The sequence below is a fragment of the Maribacter spongiae genome, assembly GCF_047345125.1.
In the GTDB taxonomy this organism is placed as follows: domain Bacteria; phylum Bacteroidota; class Bacteroidia; order Flavobacteriales; family Flavobacteriaceae; genus Maribacter.
Genome location: NZ_JBLFEQ010000005.1, coordinates 109,699 through 132,452, shown reverse-complemented (window position 1 = coordinate 132,452; position 22,754 = coordinate 109,699). Strand labels below are relative to the sequence as shown.

At 37.8% G+C, this 22,754-nt stretch carries 22 protein-coding genes; 13 read left to right on the top strand and 9 right to left on the bottom strand.

All coding sequences use genetic code 11. From position 1 onward, the window contains the following. Positions 1-5 precede the first annotated feature (5 nt). Entirely contained in the window at positions 6-392 is a 387-nt protein-coding gene (locus ACKWB9_RS08690; RefSeq protein WP_414002622.1) for a pyrophosphohydrolase domain-containing protein, read from the bottom strand. Between the two features lie 358 nt (positions 393-750). On the opposite strand from ACKWB9_RS08690, the gene ACKWB9_RS08685 reads away from it, so the two are divergent. From ACKWB9_RS08685 to ACKWB9_RS08665, 5 genes are all read left to right on the top strand, one after another. Next, positions 751-921, top strand: coding sequence for a hypothetical protein (locus tag ACKWB9_RS08685; RefSeq protein ID WP_414002621.1), 171 nt, complete (start codon positions 751-753; stop codon positions 919-921). Positions 922-940: 19 nt separating this feature from the next. Beyond that, the gene (gene crcB / locus ACKWB9_RS08680) at positions 941-1,312 is read left to right on the top strand and encodes a fluoride efflux transporter CrcB (RefSeq protein WP_414002620.1); all 372 of its coding nucleotides are present in this window, start codon (positions 941-943) and stop codon (positions 1,310-1,312) included. Between the two features lie 299 nt (positions 1,313-1,611). Beyond that, positions 1,612-1,950 carry a P-II family nitrogen regulator gene (locus ACKWB9_RS08675; protein ID WP_414002619.1) on the top strand — a complete coding sequence of 113 codons (339 nt, stop codon included), beginning with the start codon at positions 1,612-1,614 and terminating at the stop codon, positions 1,948-1,950. 22 nt (positions 1,951-1,972) lie between these two features. Then, positions 1,973-3,211 carry an ammonium transporter gene (locus ACKWB9_RS08670; RefSeq protein WP_414002618.1) on the top strand — a complete coding sequence of 413 codons (1,239 nt, stop codon included), beginning with the start codon at positions 1,973-1,975 and terminating at the stop codon, positions 3,209-3,211. A gap of 112 nt (positions 3,212-3,323) precedes the next feature. Beyond that, a complete protein-coding gene (locus ACKWB9_RS08665; RefSeq protein WP_414002617.1) occupies positions 3,324-4,397 on the top strand; it encodes an outer membrane beta-barrel protein in 1,074 nt (357 codons plus the stop codon). A gap of 63 nt (positions 4,398-4,460) precedes the next feature. Here the strand turns inward: ACKWB9_RS08665 and ACKWB9_RS08660 are convergent, their stop codons facing one another. The 3 genes from ACKWB9_RS08660 to ACKWB9_RS08650 form a co-directional block, all read right to left on the bottom strand. Continuing rightward, a complete protein-coding gene (locus tag ACKWB9_RS08660; protein ID WP_414002616.1) occupies positions 4,461-5,117 on the bottom strand; it encodes a DUF1684 domain-containing protein in 657 nt (218 codons plus the stop codon). 97 nt (positions 5,118-5,214) lie between these two features. After that, positions 5,215-6,603: an alpha/beta hydrolase gene (locus tag ACKWB9_RS08655; protein ID WP_414002615.1), complete on the bottom strand. Its 1,389-nt coding sequence runs from the start codon at positions 6,601-6,603 to the stop codon at positions 5,215-5,217. A gap of 109 nt (positions 6,604-6,712) precedes the next feature. Then, positions 6,713-7,168, bottom strand: coding sequence for an Lrp/AsnC family transcriptional regulator (locus ACKWB9_RS08650; protein ID WP_414002614.1), 456 nt, complete (start codon positions 7,166-7,168; stop codon positions 6,713-6,715). A 112-nt stretch (positions 7,169-7,280) separates the two neighbouring features. Here ACKWB9_RS08650 and ACKWB9_RS08645 point away from each other — a divergent pair, with 112 nt between their 5' ends. The 6 genes from ACKWB9_RS08645 (at position 7,281) to ACKWB9_RS08620 (ending at position 16,186) form a co-directional block, all read left to right on the top strand. Next, positions 7,281-7,670 (top strand): hypothetical protein, encoded by a 390-nt coding sequence (locus tag ACKWB9_RS08645; protein ID WP_414002613.1) that lies wholly within the window; start codon positions 7,281-7,283, stop codon positions 7,668-7,670. Positions 7,671-7,758: 88 nt separating this feature from the next. Beyond that, positions 7,759-8,610, top strand: coding sequence for a formyltetrahydrofolate deformylase (gene purU, locus ACKWB9_RS08640; protein ID WP_414002612.1), 852 nt, complete (start codon positions 7,759-7,761; stop codon positions 8,608-8,610). Positions 8,611-8,638: 28 nt separating this feature from the next. Beyond that, a complete protein-coding gene (locus tag ACKWB9_RS08635) occupies positions 8,639-9,349 on the top strand; it encodes a DUF4197 domain-containing protein (protein ID WP_414002611.1) in 711 nt (236 codons plus the stop codon). Between the two features lie 334 nt (positions 9,350-9,683). Continuing rightward, positions 9,684-11,216: a helix-turn-helix domain-containing protein gene (locus tag ACKWB9_RS08630; RefSeq protein WP_414002610.1), complete on the top strand. Its 1,533-nt coding sequence runs from the start codon at positions 9,684-9,686 to the stop codon at positions 11,214-11,216. A gap of 548 nt (positions 11,217-11,764) precedes the next feature. Further along, the gene (locus ACKWB9_RS08625; RefSeq protein WP_414002609.1) at positions 11,765-14,791 is read left to right on the top strand and encodes a SusC/RagA family TonB-linked outer membrane protein; all 3,027 of its coding nucleotides are present in this window, start codon (positions 11,765-11,767) and stop codon (positions 14,789-14,791) included. A gap of 12 nt (positions 14,792-14,803) precedes the next feature. Beyond that, on the top strand, positions 14,804-16,186 hold the full coding sequence (locus tag ACKWB9_RS08620) for a RagB/SusD family nutrient uptake outer membrane protein (protein ID WP_414002608.1): 1,383 nt from the start codon (positions 14,804-14,806) through the stop codon (positions 16,184-16,186). A gap of 634 nt (positions 16,187-16,820) precedes the next feature. Here ACKWB9_RS08620 and ACKWB9_RS08615 read toward each other — a convergent pair. Continuing rightward, on the bottom strand, positions 16,821-17,609 hold the full coding sequence (locus ACKWB9_RS08615) for an alpha/beta fold hydrolase (RefSeq protein WP_414002607.1): 789 nt from the start codon (positions 17,607-17,609) through the stop codon (positions 16,821-16,823). A gap of 222 nt (positions 17,610-17,831) precedes the next feature. Between ACKWB9_RS08615 and ACKWB9_RS08610 the strand changes: the two genes are divergently transcribed. Beyond that, a complete protein-coding gene (locus tag ACKWB9_RS08610) occupies positions 17,832-18,026 on the top strand; it encodes a hypothetical protein (protein WP_414002606.1) in 195 nt (64 codons plus the stop codon). Between the two features lie 6 nt (positions 18,027-18,032). On the opposite strand, the gene pyrF is transcribed toward ACKWB9_RS08610, so the two are convergent. Further along, complete coding sequence (gene pyrF / locus ACKWB9_RS08605) at positions 18,033-18,854, bottom strand: orotidine-5'-phosphate decarboxylase (RefSeq protein WP_414002605.1); 822 nt, start codon at positions 18,852-18,854, stop codon at positions 18,033-18,035. Positions 18,855-18,988: 134 nt separating this feature from the next. Beyond that, positions 18,989-20,065 (bottom strand): peptide chain release factor 1, encoded by a 1,077-nt coding sequence (gene prfA, locus ACKWB9_RS08600; RefSeq protein WP_414002604.1) that lies wholly within the window; start codon positions 20,063-20,065, stop codon positions 18,989-18,991. A 384-nt stretch (positions 20,066-20,449) separates the two neighbouring features. Here prfA and ACKWB9_RS08595 point away from each other — a divergent pair, with 384 nt between their 5' ends. Beyond that, positions 20,450-21,115 carry an ATP-binding cassette domain-containing protein gene (locus ACKWB9_RS08595; RefSeq protein ID WP_414002603.1) on the top strand — a complete coding sequence of 222 codons (666 nt, stop codon included), beginning with the start codon at positions 20,450-20,452 and terminating at the stop codon, positions 21,113-21,115. Here the strand turns inward: ACKWB9_RS08595 and ACKWB9_RS08590 are convergent. After that, the gene (locus ACKWB9_RS08590) at positions 21,096-22,382 is read right to left on the bottom strand and encodes a DUF3570 domain-containing protein (RefSeq protein ID WP_414002776.1); all 1,287 of its coding nucleotides are present in this window, start codon (positions 22,380-22,382) and stop codon (positions 21,096-21,098) included. The genes ACKWB9_RS08595 and ACKWB9_RS08590 overlap by 20 nt on opposite strands. A 152-nt stretch (positions 22,383-22,534) precedes the next feature. Beyond that, positions 22,535-22,738, bottom strand: a complete 204-nt coding sequence (locus ACKWB9_RS08585) for a DUF4266 domain-containing protein (RefSeq protein ID WP_414002775.1) — start codon at positions 22,736-22,738, stop codon at positions 22,535-22,537. Positions 22,739-22,754: the final 16 nt, after the last annotated feature.

The following is a 22,754-nucleotide window of genomic DNA, read 5'->3' as shown; positions in this document are numbered from 1 at the left end:
CTTTTTTATTTATCCAATATAGCGGCAATATTAGGTTTAAAATAATAAGGGCCTTTCAGGACTTTACCATCTTCCCTGTAAATAGGTTTTCCGTCCGCTCCCAACTTGCTCATATTGCTGCGTTGAATTTCATTGAATACTTCTTCGATCTTATATTGCATACCATGCTCCAGAATAGTTCCACACAGAATGTAGAGCATATCCCCCAAGGCATCCGCAACTTCTACCATATCATTATTTCTTGCGGCTTCTAAATATTCGCTGTTCTCTTCATCCATCAAATTATATCTCAAATTATTCTTTGCTTCGCCCAAATCTGCTTTCATTTTATCGGACACACCTAATCCAAAAGATTCATGGAACAACTTTACCGCTTCAATTTTGTTTTTCATTTTAACTCTATCTTTTTTCTTTTAGCTTTGCGCAAAACTACAATTTATGTTCAGCACTGGACAAATCATTTTTGCGGTACTTTTTGCCCTTTCCTTCTTCGTAATAATCGTTTTTTCATATAAAAAAGATTTAAAACTGCACCAACGCAATTATAAAGGTGTCATATGGGTAGGAATATTCTTTACGACATTCTTGATAATCCTCTTTCTTATTAAATATTTCCTTAAAGAATAGCCAAAATTTTACGCACACCACAAAAATGAAGGGATTCACAACAAAACCCCTTTTTTCAACGTATAATATACCAAACACCGTAATTTTGCGTTATTCATCTATATCAACGGGGCAATAAATTTTATGATAACTTTTTTTACAATTTTTCTTGTTTTAATAGGGGTAAACGCTGTCATGATGATCGTTAGCATGCGAAACGTTACCAAAAAGACCAAACAGAAAGTATCGGAAAAATCTACTTCTGTTATCTATCCCTTGGATTTAAGCACACCCGATTACAAAAAAGCGGTTTAGTTTTTTACCTTTATAAGGTATGAAACCATTTTTACTTGTATTCTTCGGTGGCGGCATTGGTAGTGTACTTCGCTATTGGATATCCAAATCCCTTAACACTTATTATTCTAATTTTTACCTAGGTACATTTTTGGTCAATATTATAGGCTGTCTGCTTATTGGCCTGCTTTTAGGACTGTCCCTTAAAAACAACCTCATTGGCCAAAATCAAACCTTATTGTTGGCCACCGGTTTCTGCGGAGGGTTTACTACTTTCTCCACTTTTGCCTTAGAGGGACATCTCTTATTAAAGGAAACCAACCTTTTCTATTTTTCCTTCCACGCCATTTCCAGTATTGCAATAGGTATTCTTGCCGTGTCACTTGGATTATACATCTGTCGATTGTTATAACCTACATACTTCGGGTTTTCTTTCGTTTATATTACAATTCCCCGATTCGATTTCCCTGACCTCTCTTATTCCGTTCAAAACTTTTACCATTTTGATTCAGTTTTTCAATGATTCCCAATATTCCCCGTTGTTCTAAATTTCAGATAAAGAATATCTCAAAATTATCATATTTGTTATCCAGAACCCATAATTTAACAGGGTATAAATTACAATAACAATAAAAATAAAGTTTATACCCCTAAAATTATTAGGGCATTATACTCAATATTATATATTTGATTTATAAACCAATTTACAAAATGAAAAAAATCGAGGCAATTATCAGAAAATCAAAGTTTGATGATGTTAAGGAGGCATTGCATCAAATAGAAGTAAACTTTTTTAGCTATTGGGATGTGACCGGGGTCGGAAATGAAAAACAGGGCCATGTATATCGCGGAATCTCCTATAGCACAACGGATATTCAGAGAAGGTATTTATCCATTGTAGTATCGGATGAATTTTTGGAAAGAACCGTCAATTCCATATTGGAATCCGCCTATTCGGGCAATGTAGGGGACGGTAAAATATTTGTTTCTGACGTGATAGAAGCTTACCGAATAAGAACCAAAGAAAGCGGACACGCAGGTATTAATTAAACAACTAACCAAAATTCATAGTATGGACACAGGATTATTTACGGCCAATAATGCATGGATGATGTTCGCCACTGCATTGGTATTTTTTATGCACACGGGTTTTGCCTTTTTGGAGATAGGCTTGACCAGACAAAAGAACACGATCAACATATTATTTAAAAATACGTTCATTATCACCGGAGGGCTATTGCTTTATTACGCCTTTGGATTTAACCTAATGTACCCAGGGTTCGAAAACGGGGACTTGGGAATATTGAAGTTTGCAGGGTTTGGTATTACCGCTCCCGAAGGAGGAATGACTCCCGACTATGCCGATGGTGGATATACCTGGTGGACAGATTTCCTTTTTCAAGGAATGTTCGCAGCAACTGCGGCCACTATCGTTTCAGGAGCTGTTGCGGAGCGTATCAAAATAGGTTCCTTCATGATTTTTACGGTTATCTATGTAGGGCTTATATACCCTATTGTAGGCGCATGGAAATGGGGTGGTGGATTTCTGGATTCTTGGGGGTTCTATGATTTTGCCGGATCCACTTTGGTACACTCTGTAGGTGGATGGGCCGCTTTGGTCGCCATTACCCTGCTTGGTGCCAGAATTGGAAAATTTGGAAGTGATGGTAAACCCAAGGCAATACCGGGGCATAATATCCCAATGGCGGCCGCGGGGGTACTTATCCTATGGCTAGGATGGTTTGGATTTAATGGAGGTTCAGTACTTTCTGCAGACCCAGAACTAACATCCCTGGTACTGGTCACTACAAGTTTAGCGGCCGCAGCAGGTGGTTTTGGTGCTTTTGTACTCTCCACCATTCTTTATAAAAATCTGGACCTGACCATGTTCTTGAACGGAATCCTGGGCGGATTGGTCGGTATTACCGCAGGAGCAGATCTAATGTCCCCTAATGAGGCCGTAGTTATTGGTTTATTGGCGGGCATCATCATTGTTCTTGGGATAGCCCTGATCGATAAGTTGAAACTAGACGACCCTGTTGGTGCGGTGACCGTTCACCTCATATGTGGTATTTGGGGAACATTGGCCGTAGGCATTTTTGGTGCAAAAGCCGGTGGAGGGCAGTTTATGGCACAATTATACGGCGTACTTATTGTTGGGGTATTCTGCATAGTTACTTCGGGAATCATACTGGGAGTCCTAAAGGCTACCTTAGGGCTAAGAGTCTCCAAACAAGAAGAATTGGAAGGTCTGGACATTCACGAACACGGAATGGATGCTTATGCAGACTTTAGAATGAACCAACATTAATAAATAGGAAATAAAAACGGAGCGTTTGGCAGAACGCTCCGTTACATAATCTTTCCAAAAAAATTTAAATCAGTCATCTAAACCATCCTATAAGGATTTAAAATCTAAATTCATGAAAACGATTATCTATACAAAATTCGTAAAAAATCTATTTATTTCAACATTATTGTTCTTTTTATCTGTTGCTTTGATCGCACAGGAAGAAGAACAAAAGACCTCTAAATTCTCTTTTAATGGTTCTATCGACGCTTATTTTAGGGCAAACCTAAATGGCGATAATACCGCTCCCGACGGAATTCCAAATGCCGCCCCGGGAAGTTCGTTTGCCAATCTACCGGGTTTTGCCCTGGGCATGGCAAATATTGTAGCGGGATATGAAGGTGATGATGTAGGCTTTGTGGCCGATTTGGTTTTTGGGCCTAGAGGTACGGATGCCATTTTTGCTTCCCCAATATATTCGGCCACCGGAAACATTGTCAACCAATTATACGCCTACTGGAACGTAAGCGATGATATAAAATTGACTTTTGGAAATTTTAATACCTTTTTGGGGTATGAAGTGATTTCCCCATCGGGAAATTTTAATTACAGTACTTCTTATTTGTTTTCTTATGGGCCTTTCTCACATACCGGATTAAAGGCGGATTTCACCTTATCCGAAGATTTTAGTTTGATGTTGGCCGTTATGAACCGTACCGATGTAACGGAACTCAATTTAGACGGCAAATATGCCTATGGCGTACAATTGGGATATGGCGGACAATATTTAAATCTATTGATAGATAACGGGGCCTATGAAATTGATTATACCGGAGGACTTGACCTATCCGATTCATTTTATCTGGGCTTGAACGCAGCTTATTTTGATGGAGACGGTGCGGGAAGCTTTGCAGGAGTGGCCATTTATCCACAATTGACCGCTTCAAGGAATTTCACTATTGGTCTAAGGAGCGAGTATTTTATGGAAACCGATTTTTTTGGAGCGATCAATGCCTCCAATGTCGAAGGTGATGCCAGTGTTTTTGCCATTACCTTAACCGGAAGTGCCACTATTGGTGATTTAACGATAAAACCGGAATTGCGATTGGATAGCGCTTCAGATGAGTCCGGAAACTTTTTGAACAGCGACCTAAATGCACAAAAAAGCCTCTCCAGCTTTTTAGTAGCGGCCATCTATTCTTTTTAAGGAGCCAACAAAGTGTATTGAATCAAACACAAAATACCCGATATGTATTATCGGGTATTTTTATTATCCGTTAGGTTTAAACGATTTGACTCCTGCACTAATCTTAGTTTCTATATGGTTAACAGGTGGCACCAAGGGACATGAATATTTCTTATTGTACGCACAATAGGGGTTATATGCTTTATTAAAATCCAAAACAATGACATCACCTTGGGGAATTTCCAAATCTAAATAACGGCCTCCGTCATAAGTCATATAACCGTTGGTTTTATCGGTAAAAGGCAGGAAAAGATAATTCTTATATTTCTCCTGAAGCACCAATTCCGGGTTTTGGTAAATTTCCAAAGTATAGTTGTTATCGTTTAAACTAAAATGTACCGTTCCATAGACAACTTCCTCGGATTCCCGGTCCGTGGTGGTCGGCATTAAAAAAGGAACGGCATCAGGTGTTCTATTGAATTTCGCTCGAACTATATAATTTGTATCCGGGGCGAAAAATTCCAAACTTTCAAAATCTTTCCGAAACCTATCGGGCAAAGGCGAAGTTTCCGAATCTTTAAATTCCAAATTCAATGTATTCTGAAACTCCAAGATATCGGTTATTCTTTTATCTTTTTGCACTAGGGCATTTTTGGTCTTTACATCATGGTATTTTTTTTCGCCCTTACAACCCGTCAAAACAAGAAAAATCAAAACTAAAATTTGTGACACTATTTTCATTTGCAACATTTTACAACAAAAAATAAAATTTAACCATTTCCGTATTCGATATTCAACCTACTAAATATTCCACCTTATTTCTCAACCGGAAACAATATCACCTTTCTAAATATTTATCAATAAGCGCATTAAATTCCGGAGTAATCCTAAACAAGGCGGCATCTTCAAGGGAATATAGTTTCGATTTATCTTTGTAACCTTTTTTTAACAATTCTTCCAAATAAAATAAGGCCGTACCGTAATCCTCTATCTTACAGCTATTGGAAATAATTTTAAAGTAATATTGATAATTCATGGGGTCGGTAATCGTTTTGAGCATAAATAAAAAATTCAACGCTTCATTATCCACGACTTTTTCGGCAGTGATTATATCAATATTGTCCTCTATAAGCGCATTCAAATAACCACATAATCTTTTGCCCATCCTTTTTTCAAAGGGATTATTGCTTTTTTCTATCTTACGAAGTTCGGACATTTGGTAATTCCACCACCCTAAGTTATTATAGTTATACGTTATAACATCTTCTTCCAGGTAATAGCTATAATCATCCCTTGTAAAAGTCTCTTTTAAAAAGTAATTGTTCTGGATTCTCTTATTTGTCCTAAAGGATTTACTTCTGCGCAATGCCTTTTGCGTGACCTTTAATGAATCCGTGTTCCGGAGAGGATGATATATTTTGATCATATCGGATAGTAAATAATCCGACAACAAAGGATTTCCTTCCGTTAAAAAGGTATTGGCCTTGGTCAGCAGATCGGTATAGGAACTGGAAACAAAGTCATCATCCCTCTTTTCTACACCTTTGGCCATTGCGTTAAGGGAAAATAGCTTCAGGGCAGTGGCCAATTCTCTTTTAGAAGGCCATGCACTCCCTCCTTCGAACAAAACCAGTTGGTTGGGAAATCTTAACTTGTTCAGAACATTCTGCCTTGAGCGCAAATCGATATAATTATAATCCGATCTTCCGACCACACCTATAAAATGAAATGGCCTTTTAGCATTTAGAATTTCTACATTGCCAATGGACGCGCCACAGGAAATCACGCCCGAAATATCCCTTATGAAATTCGGGATTACGGAAGCGAATCTGGCACCGTCCGAAAATCCTGCCGTATAACTCCTGTTTTTTCCAATGGGCAGGATTTCAAAAACCTCATTGAACATTCTTTTAGCGACCAAAACATTTTGGGAAAGCGTAAGGCTGTCATTCGTATTATTGGAACCGGCCAAAATATACCCCTCTTCCTCTGCGGCTTCTTTGAACATGGAAATTGCCTGCTTGCCCTTCCCGTCCATATCAAAAACAAATACAATGGGCCATGCCCGGGCCATTTCAAAATTACGAGGCAAATAAAGTGCAAAGGTCTCGGTCGTAGAATCGGTAACGACCACGTTATCCGTGATAACCCCCTTGACCAACCTGCGCTCTTGGGCCAAGGTCATCAAGGAAATAGCAAAAAATAGAAAGGATATTGTTTTTCTCATGTCTAAAGTCTTATCAAAAATCCGGCCAAATTGTTAATTTCCAACAAAAGCCATTATCCTCTTTTAACAAACCTCAATCTAGCCAAATATCCCTTCCGATAAAAACCGATTATACAATTTTAACTTTATGTATAGGCGCATTTTTAATAACGTGGGATAATACGATATGGGTTCTTGTCTCTCCATATTGTATAAGCTTATCAATAAATTTTTCTAGATGAAACTGGTCTTTCAAGACCACTTCCATAACTATATTTTCATTACCGGTAATGCGATAGCAGTTTACCACCTCGTCCAAATCGTTTACCATGGCCAAAAAGGGCTTTAATTTCCCCATAAATGCCCTTAAAGTAATTATTGCCTTTAACTGGTGACCGGTAAGCGCATGGGAAACCATGGCCTTATATCCCATGAGAACGCCCGTATCTTCCATCTTTTTCACGCGTTCCGCTACTGCTGGGGCCGTAAGGCCTATAGAACGTCCTATATTCGCAAAAGATTCCCTGGCATTACCCTGTAGTTTCTTAAGTATTTTCCAATTAATCTCATCTAATTTTGGATTCAAAATATTTTTGTTTTAATATTTTTATTTCAAAGGTCAATATACAAATTATCTTTTGTTTCAAAAGTTAAACATAAATATTACTTAGTAACTTTATATTGCTAATTGAAAAAGAATGTCCCGTCGAAATTTAAGACATATTCCTATTTATAGAAAGGCACTGGAACTCTGTACGATGAGCAGGGAAATAGCTTCTTACGTTTCTTTCAATAAAGATTTGCTTAGACTATACGAATCGAATAGTTTAAGGGATATTATAGCGAATTCCTTACTAACGGATGCCATTCTTATTCCCCAAAAAATTGCGGAAGTGGAATCTTCTAAATCAAATTCTGATCGTATGAAACAGGTTACTTTCATCAATATTATGATCAGGAATATAAATTCCTACTGTTTAGGACTGGAAAAGGATGGGGTAAAAGAAATAGAATATATCCACTTATTAAGAAAAGAAATCAGAAGTTTTAGACGGCACTATTCAAAATGGAAACTCTCCATAGGTTAAGTTATTTTTTACTTGAGATTTTAAAAACAGTATCTTTTGTCCAAACTTTCCCAATATAGATTATTTTTGATGCTTTAAATGCATCCCTTTGAAAACAACCATCCTTATCAATTGCCCGGATCAGCCCGGCATCATTAGTTCGGTAACTAGTTTTATTCATTCGGCGAACGGGAACATTGTTTATTTGGACCAACATGTGGACAAATCGGCAGATGTTTTTTTTATGCGTCTGGAAAGTGAATTTAATTCGGAAATGTTTGATCCCGGAGTTTTCAAACAAAGATTCCAAAAGGAACTGGCGATGTCCTATAACATGAAATGGAGTCTTTACATTGATAATATACGGCCAAAAATGGCTCTTTTCGTATCTAAATACAACCATTGCCTTTATGATATATTAAGTCGGTTCTACTCCGGGGAACTCCATGTTGAAATACCTTTTATTCTGAGCAACCATCCTGATTTAAGATATATTGCGGAACAATTCGATATCCCTTTTTATCATATTCCCTTTACAAAGGAAATAAAAGAGGAAGCAGAACAGCGGCAATTGGAACTTTTGGAAAGCCACAAGGTAGATTTTATTGTTCTGGCCAGATATATGCAAATAGTGGGTGAACGCTTGATCAATAACTTTACCAACAAGATTATCAATATTCATCATTCCTTCCTGCCCGCATTTGCAGGGGCAAAACCATATCATGCCGCTTTTGACCGAGGGGTAAAGATAATTGGAGCCACCAGTCATTATGTTACGGAAGAATTGGATGCCGGTCCCATTATAGAACAAGATGTTACCACGGTTTCCCACAATCATGCCATTTCGGATTTTATAAACAAAGGCCGGGATTTGGAAAAAATAGTCCTTTCAAGAGCCGTTAAATTGCATCTACATAGAAAAACCATGGTTTATAACAATAAAACCATAATTTTCTCGTAACATCTATAATAAATCAATTGATTAAATTATGAAGATAATCAAATCGGTCGGCACATTTTTCATGATGTTGACATTGTTATCCTGTGCCGAACTACAACAGGTAGTAAATCAACTACCCAACGGAACAACACTCGGAAACGAAGAAATCGCCAATGGTCTTAGGGCCGCCCTAAATAATGGGATTGACAAACAAGTTGGCAAACTTACCCAAACGGACGGTTTTTACAAGAATCAACTTGTAAAGATCCTTTTACCGGAGGAACTTCAAAAAGTGGACAAAACGTTACGGGATATTGGCCTAGGCAATTTAGCCGATGAAGGTTTAAAAGTATTGAATAGAGCGGCAGAAAATGCCGTATCGGAAGCTACACCTATATTTATTAATGCCATAAAGGGCATTACCTTTAATGATGCAAAATCCATCTTATTGGGAACGGATAATGCGGCGACAACTTATTTGACCCAAACAACAAAGACTGAACTATACAACAAGTTCAATCCCGTTATAAAATCTTCATTTAGAAAAGTAGGAGCGGATAAAATCTGGAGCTCTCTGATCAATAAATACAATTCCATTCCTTTAACGGCCAATGTAAATCCTGATTTAACGGATTATGTCACCAATAAAGCGTTGGATGGAGTGTACACGATGATTGCGGTTGAAGAAAAAGAAATAAGAACCAAAATTTCATCCAGAACTACAGCCTTGTTACAAAAGGTATTTGCTCTTCAAGATTAAATTATTTTTTAACAATTCATGCAATAAAGTTGAATATGTTACGTTAAATTTTTAAACAACAGGCTTTTATCGAATGAAGAAACAAATTCTTCACTTTCGAATTTTGAGTTAGTACTTTTTGAGTTAGTTAGTTAAAAAACCGGTGGGAGCACCGGTTTTTCTATATATTAAAGCTTCTTTTCGAACTTACTTTAAAAACGGGTTCCTTTACCCGAAATGAATTATACAGGTAAATTATTATCGGGGTTTACTTTTTTTAAGAGTTTATTAAGAATTTGAATTTAATATTATAATTAATTTTAATCATAGGTTAATTCATCAATCAAAAAACCAAATGAGAAATCTAAGAATCTTAATCACGTTCTTACTTCTTTCTTCCTATTGTTACTCAAGTCTATCCGTTGATTGTACCGATCTACCGGGAAATCCGACTTTCCTATCAGAAAAAAAAGAGCTTGAGTTGGCCAATAACCTCTTTGAAGAAAGAAAATACCCAGAGGCCATAGCAACCTATAAAATCATTATTAAAAAAGAAGAGAAACCTCTAGCGGATATATATAAAAAAGTAGCACAGGGATATTCCGCCCTGAACAAGGTTGAACAAAGCATCAATTATATAGAAGAATACCTCCAAGCCGACTTCAATACAGATATTTTAGCCGATTCCTGGTTTGACGGCATTAGACAGACCCCTCAATTTTTGGCAGTTACCAAAAAGTACACCCCAAAATCTAGCATTTGGTCCTTCATGTACCTTTACGTAGCGTTGATAGGGTTCTATATAGCAATAGTAATTCATTTTAATAGAAAGGTAGATCTAGTGGCCAGAATATTAATAAGCAGCTTCATCTTTATACATTCTTTCTTTATCCTTCACATATGGCTGAAAACTACCAACTATAATTACGAGTTTCCACATTCCTATTTAATGTCCACTTGTTTTTCATTTTTATACGGGCCATTACTATATTTTTATTTTAAAAAAATAACACAACGTCATGTATTCAAAATCAAAGATTTAGCACACCTTATACCAACGGCTTTATTCTTGATTTATATTCTCCCGATCTATTCCCTTTCTTCCGGTGAGAAGTTAGAACTTATGTTAGCGAGAACTGCCAGTAGTCAAAATCCAGGGGATTCTATAAACATTATTATTATTGTTATCTTAAAATTCATTTCTTTGGCAGTGTATGGTTTTTTCATCCGAAAGCTTTACGTTGCATCAAAAAATCAAAAAGAAGGGCTGACAAAAGAGAACAGGCTTTGGCAACGGAACATCTTTATCATCCACATGGCTTACATAGTTTGCTATGCCGGATACGGAATATTGATAAGCCATAATATTCTATCCGGATTTTTATTTCATTCCCAGGTAATCTGCATGGCCCTTATGGTTATGTATATAGGCTACTGCGCCAATGTACAACCAAACGTTTTTAATGGTTCGGCAAGCTTTGACAAGCTGTTTTTTAAATATGAAAAGTCTGGGCTTACCACCAGCCTTTCCCAGGAACTGAAAGAAAATATGATCCGACTTTTTGATGTGGAAAAAATATTTAAGGAAAATGACATTAGTTTAGAAAAGTTGGCAAATAGATTGAATACGACCAGACATAATGCTTCACAAGTCATTAATGAGCATTTTCATATGAATTTTCATGAATTGATCAATAAGTACAGAATTAATGAGGCTAAAAAGATTTTTGAAAAAGATAATCAAAGAAACTTGAACATTATAGATGTTGCTTATGAAGTAGGGTACAACAATAAGGTTACCTTTAATAAAGCTTTTAAAAGAGATACCCAGATAACGCCAAGCGAATACCAAAAAACCGCATTGAAACTTTTAGATATAGGGAAATAAAAAGGAATCATTTGTCGGACACGTAAATGTTTATAGGCCTTGCCCTGATTTAAGAACATAACATGTTATTTTGAGGTATACATTTTCTAGTGTAAAGCAGCTCTGAAAATATACTTCTATTTAAAAATTTATTTTTTCTATTTCATAGAGTTTCGTTTGAATTAGTCATCAAGCTTCTTCAGGGCTGCATTTTACATTTCCCCTTTCATTCTTCGCATATAATTTTGTCGTCCATTTTTTTTATTCAAAAACCCTATTATAAAAATTTAACGCCTGGACATCTAATAGTTTTTAAAGGTAAATTGGAAGTAATTTTTTGTCGGAAAAGTAAACGTTTATAAGTATTTCCTTCCCACTACAAAAGAGCGTGTTATTTTAGAGGTGAATGACTAATTAAAACGACCCCGAAACAGTTATTATCTTATCAAAAAAGGTTTCGAGACCATCACTTTGAAAGAGAAGTAAATCTTTAATCGCTAGCATAATCACTACAGTTCGGAGTTATTGTTGTACAGCATTCACAACCAACCCTCTAAACCTAAATACGTATGAAAAAAAAATGTATCTGGTTGTTCATACTCCTTTTAGCTGGAATGACATGGACATATTCCCAACAAAAAACTGTGACGGGCAATGTAACGGATAAAGAAAATATTCCACTTCCCGGTGTAAATATTCTGATAAAAGGAACTACGACCGGTATCCAGACGGATTTTGATGGAAACTATATTATTCGGGTTTCAGAAGGTCAGGTTCTGGTTTTCTCCTATTTGGGCCAGAGGACCGAAGAAAGAATTATTGGTACGGGAAATGTCATAAACGTACAAATGCAGGAAGATGCTTCCTTATTGGAGGAAGTTGTCGTTGTTGGTTTTGGAACACAATCAAAACGACTTTTAACGGACAATGTTGCCAAATTGGATGCCGATCAAATTGGTGGTATTTCCACCCCTAGTTTACAAAGTGCTTTGGTAGGTAAAGCTTCAGGTGTTCAAATCACCCAAATAAACGGAAAGCTAGAGGGTAGTGTAAAAGTAATCATTAGAGGACTTTCATCGGTCTCCGCTTCACAGGAACCCCTGTATTTAATTGATGGCATAGAAATGAACAATAATAATATTTCCTCTATCAACGCCAATCTAAACCCTCTTCTAGCCCTTAACCCCAACGATATTGCATCCATAGACATTTTAAAGGACGCCTCGGCCACAGCTATTTATGGAGCCAAGGGAACCAATGGGGTAATCTTAATCACCACAAAACGGGGAAAAGAAGGAAAATCTACCGTCTCTTTGGATATTTCAACCGGTTTTGGACAACCTACCCACAAAAGGGATTTGCTGAACGCTTCCCAGTACATTGAACTTTTAGAGGAATCCGCTTTTAACACCGGTTTTTTTGATACTATGGCAGAATCGGATGCTTGGGTAGACAATCGTTTGCAACGGTATCAAGGAGATAGGGATTATAGAGAAGTGAATACGGACTGGCAAGAAGAAGCATTCCAAAACAGCTATATAAGAAATATAAACCTTTCTGCTACCGGTGGTGATGAAAAAACAAAAAGTTTCATTTCTGGCTCGTACAATGATACCGATGGTATCGTAAGGGGCAATAGTTTACAACGAATAAGTTTAAGGGCCAATATAGATCATAAAATCAATGACTGGTTGGACGTAGGCTTGAACATGGGTTACACAAGCACTGTAATCGACAGAATATCCGGTGATGTTTCCTTTACCACCCCTTTGCAGGCCATAGCTCAAATACCTACGGCTCCTGTATTTTTGTCCAACGGTGAAATTAACGCAAATACATTATACTCTAACTTTTTACTACAAGATCAAAATTCCTCCAGAGTAAATAAAAGACGTAGATTATTAGGTAAATTCTTTACCGATATAAAACTAAATAAATCCCTGAATTTTGTATCGGAAATCGGGTATGATTATTTGAACCAGACCGTGGATAGAAATACGGGCAGATTGGCACCTTTCCAATCCACCGATGGACAAAGCTTTGCTTCGGATGACGGAACGGAAATCATATCCACGAACAACTACCTAACATACGATCATTTTTTTGGGGAATCTTCCAACATAAATTTTGTTTTAGGAGCCAATTACACCCGATTCAAAAACAGGGCCACTTCCGTAACGGGAGATGGTTTTCCCACGGATGATTTTAAATCGATTTCCAGTGCCGCAACAATCTCTGACGGTACAGGTGATTTTACAAATTGGTCCCAAATATCCTATTTTGCACGAGCAACCTACGATTATAAAAATAAATATATCCTAAAGGCCAGTATTCGCCAAGATGGTTCCTCCAGATTTGGATCGGAAAATAGGTTCGGGTATTTTCCTGCGGCATCCGCAGGTTGGATCATATCCCAGGAAAAATTTCTTGTAAATGTTAATGCCTTATCAACACTCAAATTACGTGCAAGCTGGGGAATAAACGGAAATACCCCTGTCTCTAACTTCCCAAGCCTTGGCCTCTACGGTGGAACCAATTATAATGGGGAATCAGGTCTGGAGTTTACACAAGGTGAGAATCCGAACTTAAAATGGGAAGAAACGGAACAAACCGATCTTGGTCTGGATTTTGGATTTTTTGGCAACAGAATTTCGGGAGAAGTTGACTATTATGTCAAAAAAACAAAAGATTTATTGTTCTTTACCCGGGTTCCTTTTGAAGCACAAATCCCACGGCATGGAATATTACAGAATATAGGGAACTTAGAAAACAAGGGATTTGAATTCGTACTAAATACTATAAATGTTCAATCCGAAAACCTTACGTGGAGAACCAGTTTCAACCTTGCCATTAATAAAAATGAAATCACCAATCTACCTAATGGTGAAGACCAGATCGTAGATAAGAATATACTGAGGGAAGGTGAGGCCATAAATTCATTTTATCTGGTAGAATATGCAGGGGTAAATCCCCAAACAGGCGATGCCGAGTTTGTTTTGAATACAGAAAATGAAGATGGCACGCTAAACAAGGGGGTAACCAATGATTTTTCATTGGCGCAAAGGGTTATCGCCGGTAATCCCAATCCCGATATTATTGGAGGTTTTTCCAGTACATTTGATTATAGGGGGCTGGATTTTTCCTTTACGTTCCAAGGTCAATGGGGAGCACAGTTATATAATGAAGCGGGACAATATCAGGAAAGTGGTTTTGGTAACGGCCTGGACAATCAAACTGAATACGCCTTTAACAACAGATGGAGAAACCCGGGAGATATAACGGATGTCCCCGAAGCCAGGCTTTTTGTCAACAACGGGCATTCTGCCAGCACGCGCTATCTACAGGATGCGGACTTTATTCGCCTTAGGAATTTAACTATCGGATATTCTTTGCAGTCACAAGCTTTGGAAAAAATTGGCCTTAGTGGATTACGGGTCTATCTATCTGGACTAAACCTGCTCACGTTTACGGATTATAGAGGTTACGACCCCGAATCGTCCAACGATGACGCTAACTCCAACACCAATGTCGGTAGCACCTTTTATTCCGCCCCTCCAGCCAGGGTCTATACACTTGGTCTAAACGTTACTTTCTAAAAAATTATGGATATGAAGAAAAGTATAAATTTTTTGATCGCCCTATTTGTTTTCGTCGCCATCGTTTCCTGTGAAAAGGAATTAGATTTGGAACCTCGCCAAAGCATTGGCATTGATGCCGCTACTTCCACCCCGGAGAACATAAACGCTATTTTGTTGGCAGCCTATGATATTGGGAGAAATACCAGCCCGGATAACTTGGCTCCCATATATAATGGTAATTATAGCGGAGAGATAAATGTTGTATCGGAACTTTTGGGAAATACCGATCAGGTGAGCTGGAACGGAACTTTTGATAATTTACGCGATGTATTCAATAAAGCCTTGGTCAACAACAATACCAGTGCCGTGAACATTTATGCGGATAGTTATTCTATTACAGGCCATGTAAATACGGTTTTGGACAATCTTGATAAATTTGATGATACTCAGGAAAGAAACCGTGTAGAGGGCGAAGCAAAGTTCTTAAGAGGATTGGTTTATTTTGATATGGTCAAATTATATGGCCTACCATACAATCCGGGAGGTTCCAATTCCCAATTAGGAGTACCTCTTACGTTAACTCCGCCCAGTGTGGATATAAGAATTGGGAGAAATACGGTAGAGGAAGTATACGCACAGGTAATTTCCGATTTAACGGATTCTTTTAACAAATTACCGGATACCAATGGTGAACGTGCCGACAAATATGCCGCCCAGGCCATTTTGGCAAGAGTTTATCTGCAACAAGGAAATTATGCAGCAGCTAGAGATGCGGCACATAATGTATTATTAAACAGCGGTCATTTACTAACAAGCACATATGCAGCTGCTTTTAATACAGATGATAATTCTGTTGAAACCGTCTTTTCATGGATAGTCACCAACCAAGAAGGCACTAATCTTTCCAATATTCATTATGCGACGGAAGCATTGGGCGGAAGAGGTGGCGATATAGCAATAACCCAAGCTTATTTGGATAAATTTGATTCAGTGGACGACGATAGAAGAAATTTCACCTATCCCGGAGAAGGGGTCAGTACCGGACTCTTGTTATCATCAAAACATGCCAGACAATTTGCAAACGCCACCCCTGTACGGATAGCGGAAATGCATCTGATACGGGCGGAATGTAATTTCCGGTTGGGAACATCCGTTGGATCGACACCATTAACTGAAATAAATGCTTTAAGGGCCAGATCATCAGCACCGGCATTGACCTCTCTCACTTTGGACCTGATACTGAACGAAAGAGAATTAGAACTGGCTTTTGAAGGATTTACACTCCACGATTATAAAAGAACCCAAAGAAATATTGGAGGCCTATCCTATGATGATAATCGTTTGGTATTTCCTATCCCACAATCGGCAAGGGATAGAAATCCCTTACTGGAACAAAATCCCGGTTACAATTGATTCATTAGAAAAGACAATAAGGGTATTCTGAGACCTCTATAAATTTTAATAATATTCGAACGAACACGACCGACAAAACAAAAAGTCCGTCGTGTTTTTATTTTTTCACACCGAAAAACTCATAGGAAAACAACATAAAAAAGTACTATTCCCCTAATCCATATGATTATTATACCAGGGGAAGTACTTTCGTTCAATTCCCATTTACACCAAAAACTTTACAAGAAAAATCCATTGCCCTATGTAATAAAAGAATGAAAAATCCAACCAGGAATACCTAAATCACGAAAATGGCGGACAATTGAACAAAATCACAAAAAATAAGTTTCTTGGCTTTTAGAAATAAAATTCAGCACTCATAATATGTAATTTCTTATGAACGTGTAAAATACCGGTAAAAAATCATCGGAAAAAGTAAATTTTTATAGGTCTTATCTGTTATAGTATGATAAATACGTTACTTTGAACGAGTAACTCGATCAACAATATATATAAAGCAGCTCTGAGACAACCTTCAAAATAAAGAACTTCTGTCTTATTTTTTAGAGTGGTTATTTGAATTAGCTATCAATATCCTCTTAGGGCTGCATTTATTGCTTTTTTTGATTTTCCCATAAGCTATCCAAAAATCTACTCAGGAGTTCTTTATTCCGGTTAAATATCCGATTACCATATTGTTAAAAAGTTTAGGCTGTTCCACATTTACTACATGTCCGCAATCCTCTATGATAAAGAGATTGGAATTATCGTGTGCAGAAGCTATTTTTTTGATTGCCGGAAGAAAAAGGTAATCTTCCTCCCCCATTACATATAAGGTCGGGATTTTAATATCCACTGTTCGAAAAAAGCGTAACAACGGATTTATTTCAGAAGTTAATTTAAACCATCTTACAAATTCCTTTTGATATAATTTCTTTGCCTCCCTCACGAACAACAACCGAGATTCCCTATGATTTCTATAGGGCATGATAACAAAAGCAAAAAAGCGATACAACCATAAATAGGGTACTAAAGATTTAAAAGCAATACCCAAACACATCAAAATCCGAGATTGCAAGTTCAATTTCATAATCGCTCCCCCCATAATCATACTCTCTACTCTATGCGGATGTTTTTCCGCCAAATTCCGGATGAGTATCGTACCCAATGAAATCCCTATAAAATGTGATTTTTCAACTTTTTCATAATCAATAACTTCTAATATATCATTGGTAATGGAATCAAAAGTGTATTGTTCATTAAAGGCATCTTGTAGATTGGGTTTAGAACTCCCGTGGCCCCGAAGATCAAGGAGCAGTACATTAAAGTGTTTTCCAAACTCCCTTACTTGTTTAAACCATATAGAAGAACTTCCTCCGGCACCATGTACAAAAGTGACCCAAGACCTAGAATCTTTATGAATGTATTTAGTATAATTTAGCAAAGTGTTCCTTATGCCTTTTTAGGGCAAGTAGCAATGTATTGAAACTTTTCTGATTCCAGATCGTTTTAATGGAATTTTTCATTGACTTTTAATCATTCCTAAAGTATTATCAATGTTTTTGTTAAAAAAAAGACAAATTACCTAGTTATTAGTTGTATAACCTTACTATCCAACGTCCAAATCTTGATGTTGCCCGTATATTTGTAAGAACATCTTATTACTATGGAAAAGCAATATTGTAAAGTGGGAACGGTAACCCCTATAGCTGCTACGGCAGATGCCATTACCGTATTGGAATATCAATATCAAATATTTTTGGACAAAGCTTCAAATATGAAGTATTGTGACACCCGACTTGGGGAATTCTTTGAGCATAAAGCACAAAAGTTAAAAGGAATATTAGAAAATCTCGTATAAGTACGGTCAACCTATTTTTTCGAGCTCTTCTTGCATTTGTAGCTGCAATTCCTCCGCTTTTTGCCTAGCGGCCAAAGCATAATCTTCTCCATCTGAAGCATATATAATTCCTCTGGATGAATTTACCAACAACCCAATGGTAGCGTTCATACCGTATTTGCAAACATCCTGCAAACTGCCTCCTTGCGCGCCTACCCCCGGAACCAGCAAAAAACTATTGGGGACGATTTTTCTAATTTCCGCGAGATATAGGGCCTTTGTAGCCCCTACTACATACATTAAATTTTCTGCACCTTTATAGGTTTGGGAGGTCTTTAGCACTTCCAGATATAATTCCGATCCTTCTATTTTTTTGGTTTGAAAATCAAAAGCACCAATATTGGAAGTCAACGCCAATAAGATGGTATGCTTATCCCCAAAAGTTAAAAAGGGTTCAACGGAATCCTTGCCCATATATGGCGCAATGGTAATGGAATCGAACTTTAAATCCTCAAAAAAAGCTTTTGCATATCGGGTTGAAGTATTCCCAATATCCCCGCGTTTGGCATCCGCAATGGTAAATAACTCCGGATAGTTGGTGTTGATATAATCCATGGTCTTTTCCAAAGCTTTCCAGCCTTTTAGACCATAGGCCTCGTAAAAGGCAATATTGGGCTTATACGCAACACATAGATGATGCGTTGCATCTATGATTCCCTTATTAAATTCAAAAACAGGATCTTCCGTTTCCAACAAATAGGACGGAATTTTGTCTAGATCCGTATCCAGGCCAATACAGAGAAAGGACTTTTTTTTATGGATTTGGCCTATTAAGTTTTGTGTGGTCATCAGCAATAAGATTGTTACTAATTGAACGTTCAGCAAAGGATGATACGCTACTTGTTTTTCTACCTATATTATCTTTACACAGCGATTATCCCCTTGCCATAGAACATACGGTAAGAAAACCTCCCATTTATGGATTAAAATATCTCCGAGGCTTCTTTTAATTTCTCGGTATTCTCTACTAGGCTCAATTCATCTATAATACGTTGAACGTCCCCGTCAATAATATTTTGAAGGTCATAGAGCGTTAAACCGATACGATGGTCCGTTACCCTACCCTGCGGATAATTATAGGTCCTAATTTTAGCGGAACGGTCGCCGCTACTTACCTGGGAATTTCTTTTGGCCGCATCTTCCTCCTGTTTTTTGGCCAATTCCAAATCATATAATCTTGAACGTAACACCCTAAAGGCCTTCTCCTTGTTCTTATGTTGGGATTTTTGATCTTGGCATTGTGCCACCAACCCTGTAGGCACGTGCGTCAACCGGACTGCGGAATACGTGGTATTCACGGATTGTCCGCCCGGCCCTGAGGAACAGAAAAAATCGATACGTACATCCTTAGGGTCTATTTGAACGTCAAAATCTTCCGCCTCGGGCAAAACCATTACGGTCGCGGCACTGGTATGTACCCTGCCCTGGGTTTCGGTCTGTGGCACCCGCTGTACCCTATGTACGCCGGCTTCAAATTTAAGCGTTCCATATACGTCCGCTCCCGTTACCTCAAACTGGATTTCCTTATAACCTCCACTTGTTCCTTCACTCAGATCTATAACATTGGTTTTCCAGCCTTTGGTCTCGCAATATTTGGTATACATCCTAAACAGATCCCCTGCGAAGATACTGGCTTCGTCCCCACCCGTTCCGGCACGTATTTCCATGACAACGTCTTTTGCATCCTCCGGATCCTTGGGTATCAACATAAATTTAATCTCATCCTCCAATTTGGGCAACCCAGACTTTGCCTCATCCAATTGCAGCTTGGCCATCTCCAGCATCTCCTCGTCACTGCCATCGGCAATAATTTCTTCCGCCTCTGAAATATTATTGGTCAATTCCAAATATTCGTCCCGTTTTACCATTAGATCCTTAAGATCTTTATATTCTTTGGTAAGCTTCACGTAACGACTCTGATCCGCAATAACATCTGGTTGGATTATCAGATCGGAAACCTCATCAAACCGTTGTTTTACAATGTTTAATTTATCTATCATATACTCACATCACTTGTGTTGCGAATTTACAATAAATTTGTACATTTAAGTAGACTCCTATGCTTAGATGAAATCCATTTTCACACGCAAAACCTACAAACTGATTTTTAGGTTTTATAAACCGTTTTTATTTATTTCCATCGGCCTTGCTTTGGTACAATATTCTTTTTTAAAAGATTTGTCCGGTCCTAGAATGAGTATGACCATCCTCTTATCAAAACTTGTGCTGTTCGGTCTGGCCTATCTGTTCTATTTAGAACCCAAACTTCGTAAAACATTGATTTTATATAAAAATTTCGGAATCTCCAAACCGACCCTCTTTAGTCAAACTTTTTTGATCGATATCTTTTTGACCATCGTTTCAATTTTCACAATTCATTCAATTTGATACTGGAAGCGGACAACATAGAATTAAGCTTTAATAATCAAAAAATCCTCTATGGAATCTACGTGAAGGCAGAACAAGGCAAAGTAACCGGAATCCTTGGCCGAAACGGCTGTGGCAAGACCTCTTTTTTACGTATTCTTTTTGGGGATTTAAAACCAAAATACAAAAACATACGATTTGATGGAATCTATCAAAAACGGAAATTATTCCTCCAGAATAATACAGCCTACCTTCCTCAACATCAACTTTTACCCAAGAACATAAAACTTAAAAGTGTATTTTATCTCTTTGATTTGGAACCTCATGACTTTATAAATATGTTCGAATCATTTAAAAGACACCAAAATTCAAAAATCTATGAACTTTCCTTTGGAGAACTAAAGGTACTGGAGACCTATTTGATACTTATGTTAAACAAGAAAATTATTTTATTGGACGAACCATTTTCATTTATTGCCCCATTGTACATTGAAAAAATAAAGGCACTGATCCATTTAAAAAAGGAGGAAAGTATCATTTTGATCACGGATCATTTTTATAAGGATATTATGGATGTAAGCGATACGGTCTATTTATTTAAAAACGGGCGTTCCAAAGAAATACGATCCAAAAAGGATCTGGAGCGAGAAGGGTATCTTCCCTTTAATCCGCAACAAAAGTAGTACCTAAGGTAAAGATAAAAGCATTTAGACCGTCACTTCTAGTATATGAATTAAATCTGAAATCCACGGTTTTTAGCCCAAATCTAAGGATTCTGGCTTTCGTAAATATATCCTTATATCTTACCCCCAGACCAAATTGATCGGCATTATAAGCCGATAAATCATAGTCGGACGTATAAAAGTCCAGAGTGGACAGTGCATCTTCTTTTTCAAAGAAATAATCGGCCGCCGTTTGGGCATAATATCTGTAGCTGGGGTAAATGGTAAAAGCATCGTTTAATTTTATGGGAATCTCCAAATTGGCCGTATGGGAATTAACGCCCCAGTTATCCGTATAAAACCGATAGTATGAACGAATAACGAATCTGTCTCCCAAAAAATAATTCAACCGGGCACCAATTGGTATCTTAAATCTACTATCCGGCAGTTGTTCCACATCGTCCGCCAACTGAAAATCCTCAATAAAGAAATCGGCCGTATCCCCAAAATAAACCCTTTGAAAAGGAGTACTTAACAAACCTTGCTGTCTTACAAGGTCCATAAAAACGGACCCTTGCAGTCTTTTGGCCAATATTTGGGAAAATGACAGGGATATGGAATACGAATTGCGATTTTCCTTTTCAAATGGCGTAAAGGCCGGATTATAGATTCCGTTTCCGGTCGTTCTGTTATCCGAAAATCCGTTTCTAAGCTCTATGGGGTATTGTGGGTTCCATTTATCCAAAAATACATTTGCGCTAATGGATATTTCGGTATTTTTTTCATTAAAAAGACGGGCATATCCCGCACCAAAACCTATGGAAAAATAATCGTACTCAGAAGATACATATCCGTTAGCACTTACTATTGAATTCCTGTCCTTGGAACTATGTTGATATGATGGATTAAAATAAGCTAAGAGATCTTGCCTGGAAGCTCCTGAAGAAGCACTAAAAGGGCTACTATTGTTGTTAGGGTCACCATCCAAAGGGTTTACGTTACTACTGGAGGCAGAGGTATAGGCAGATACACCTGCATCAACAGTAAGGATATCATCTGGATTCAAAGGAATCTTGACCACAATACTGGAAGTAGCATCCGACAGTTCTTCCGTACCCTCACCACCCGTTACGGCCGCATTACTGCCATCTTGACCATAATAACTAAATAACAAATCGATCTCAGCGGCCTCCAAAACCCTTTTTTGATATGAGCTGTTTGTAGTGTTCTGGCCGCGAACATAAAAAAAGGAACACAACAAACAGCTAAAGAGCAGCTTTTTGGGCATGCAATAACTCATTGGTGATTCCTCATCAAAATAACCTGTCCGGTCTTGTTTTAATAATCTTTTCAAATTTCATCTTCTTTTGATAGCTCCTCTGCTTGGAATAAATTCGGCAAAGGTTCCTTGTTTCATTTTAGTCAAATACCCGATCCCGTTTAATTACAACCGCAACCACCTCCGGTTTTACCACCATTTGCACCTGCGGATGCTTCTCTATAGATATGGAAATTGGTTTCAAAACGTTCGGCGCCACGAGCGGACAATTGCATTTCCTCATCGTTAAGATAAACTTTTTCATACTCCTTTACCGCAACACACGAAGTACATAATAAGATTCCCGTACATACAACAAAAAACATCTTTTCCATAGATTCA

Bases quoted from the DNA above. Each gene is read 5' to 3' on its own strand.
- ACKWB9_RS08690 (WP_414002622.1), bottom strand. From the start codon at position 392: ATGAAAAACAAAATTGAAGCGGTAAAGTTGTTCCATGAATCTTTTGGA.
- ACKWB9_RS08685 (WP_414002621.1), top strand. From the start codon at position 751: ATGATAACTTTTTTTACAATTTTTCTTGTTTTAATAGGGGTAAACGCT.
- crcB (WP_414002620.1), top strand. From the start codon at position 941: ATGAAACCATTTTTACTTGTATTCTTCGGTGGCGGCATTGGTAGTGTA.
- ACKWB9_RS08675 (WP_414002619.1), top strand. From the start codon at position 1,612: ATGAAAAAAATCGAGGCAATTATCAGAAAATCAAAGTTTGATGATGTT.
- ACKWB9_RS08670 (WP_414002618.1), top strand. From the start codon at position 1,973: ATGGACACAGGATTATTTACGGCCAATAATGCATGGATGATGTTCGCC.
- ACKWB9_RS08665 (WP_414002617.1), top strand. From the start codon at position 3,324: ATGAAAACGATTATCTATACAAAATTCGTAAAAAATCTATTTATTTCA.
- ACKWB9_RS08660 (WP_414002616.1), bottom strand. From the start codon at position 5,117: ATGAAAATAGTGTCACAAATTTTAGTTTTGATTTTTCTTGTTTTGACG.
- ACKWB9_RS08655 (WP_414002615.1), bottom strand. From the start codon at position 6,603: ATGAGAAAAACAATATCCTTTCTATTTTTTGCTATTTCCTTGATGACC.
- ACKWB9_RS08645 (WP_414002613.1), top strand. From the start codon at position 7,281: ATGTCCCGTCGAAATTTAAGACATATTCCTATTTATAGAAAGGCACTG.
- ACKWB9_RS08635 (WP_414002611.1), top strand. From the start codon at position 8,639: ATGAAGATAATCAAATCGGTCGGCACATTTTTCATGATGTTGACATTG.
- ACKWB9_RS08630 (WP_414002610.1), top strand. From the start codon at position 9,684: ATGAGAAATCTAAGAATCTTAATCACGTTCTTACTTCTTTCTTCCTAT.
- ACKWB9_RS08625 (WP_414002609.1), top strand. From the start codon at position 11,765: ATGAAAAAAAAATGTATCTGGTTGTTCATACTCCTTTTAGCTGGAATG.
- ACKWB9_RS08620 (WP_414002608.1), top strand. From the start codon at position 14,804: ATGAAGAAAAGTATAAATTTTTTGATCGCCCTATTTGTTTTCGTCGCC.
- ACKWB9_RS08610 (WP_414002606.1), top strand. From the start codon at position 17,832: ATGGAAAAGCAATATTGTAAAGTGGGAACGGTAACCCCTATAGCTGCT.
- pyrF (WP_414002605.1), bottom strand. From the start codon at position 18,854: ATGACCACACAAAACTTAATAGGCCAAATCCATAAAAAAAAGTCCTTT.
- prfA (WP_414002604.1), bottom strand. From the start codon at position 20,065: ATGATAGATAAATTAAACATTGTAAAACAACGGTTTGATGAGGTTTCC.
- ACKWB9_RS08590 (WP_414002776.1), bottom strand. From the start codon at position 22,382: ATGCCCAAAAAGCTGCTCTTTAGCTGTTTGTTGTGTTCCTTTTTTTAT.
- ACKWB9_RS08585 (WP_414002775.1), bottom strand. From the start codon at position 22,738: ATGTTTTTTGTTGTATGTACGGGAATCTTATTATGTACTTCGTGTGTT.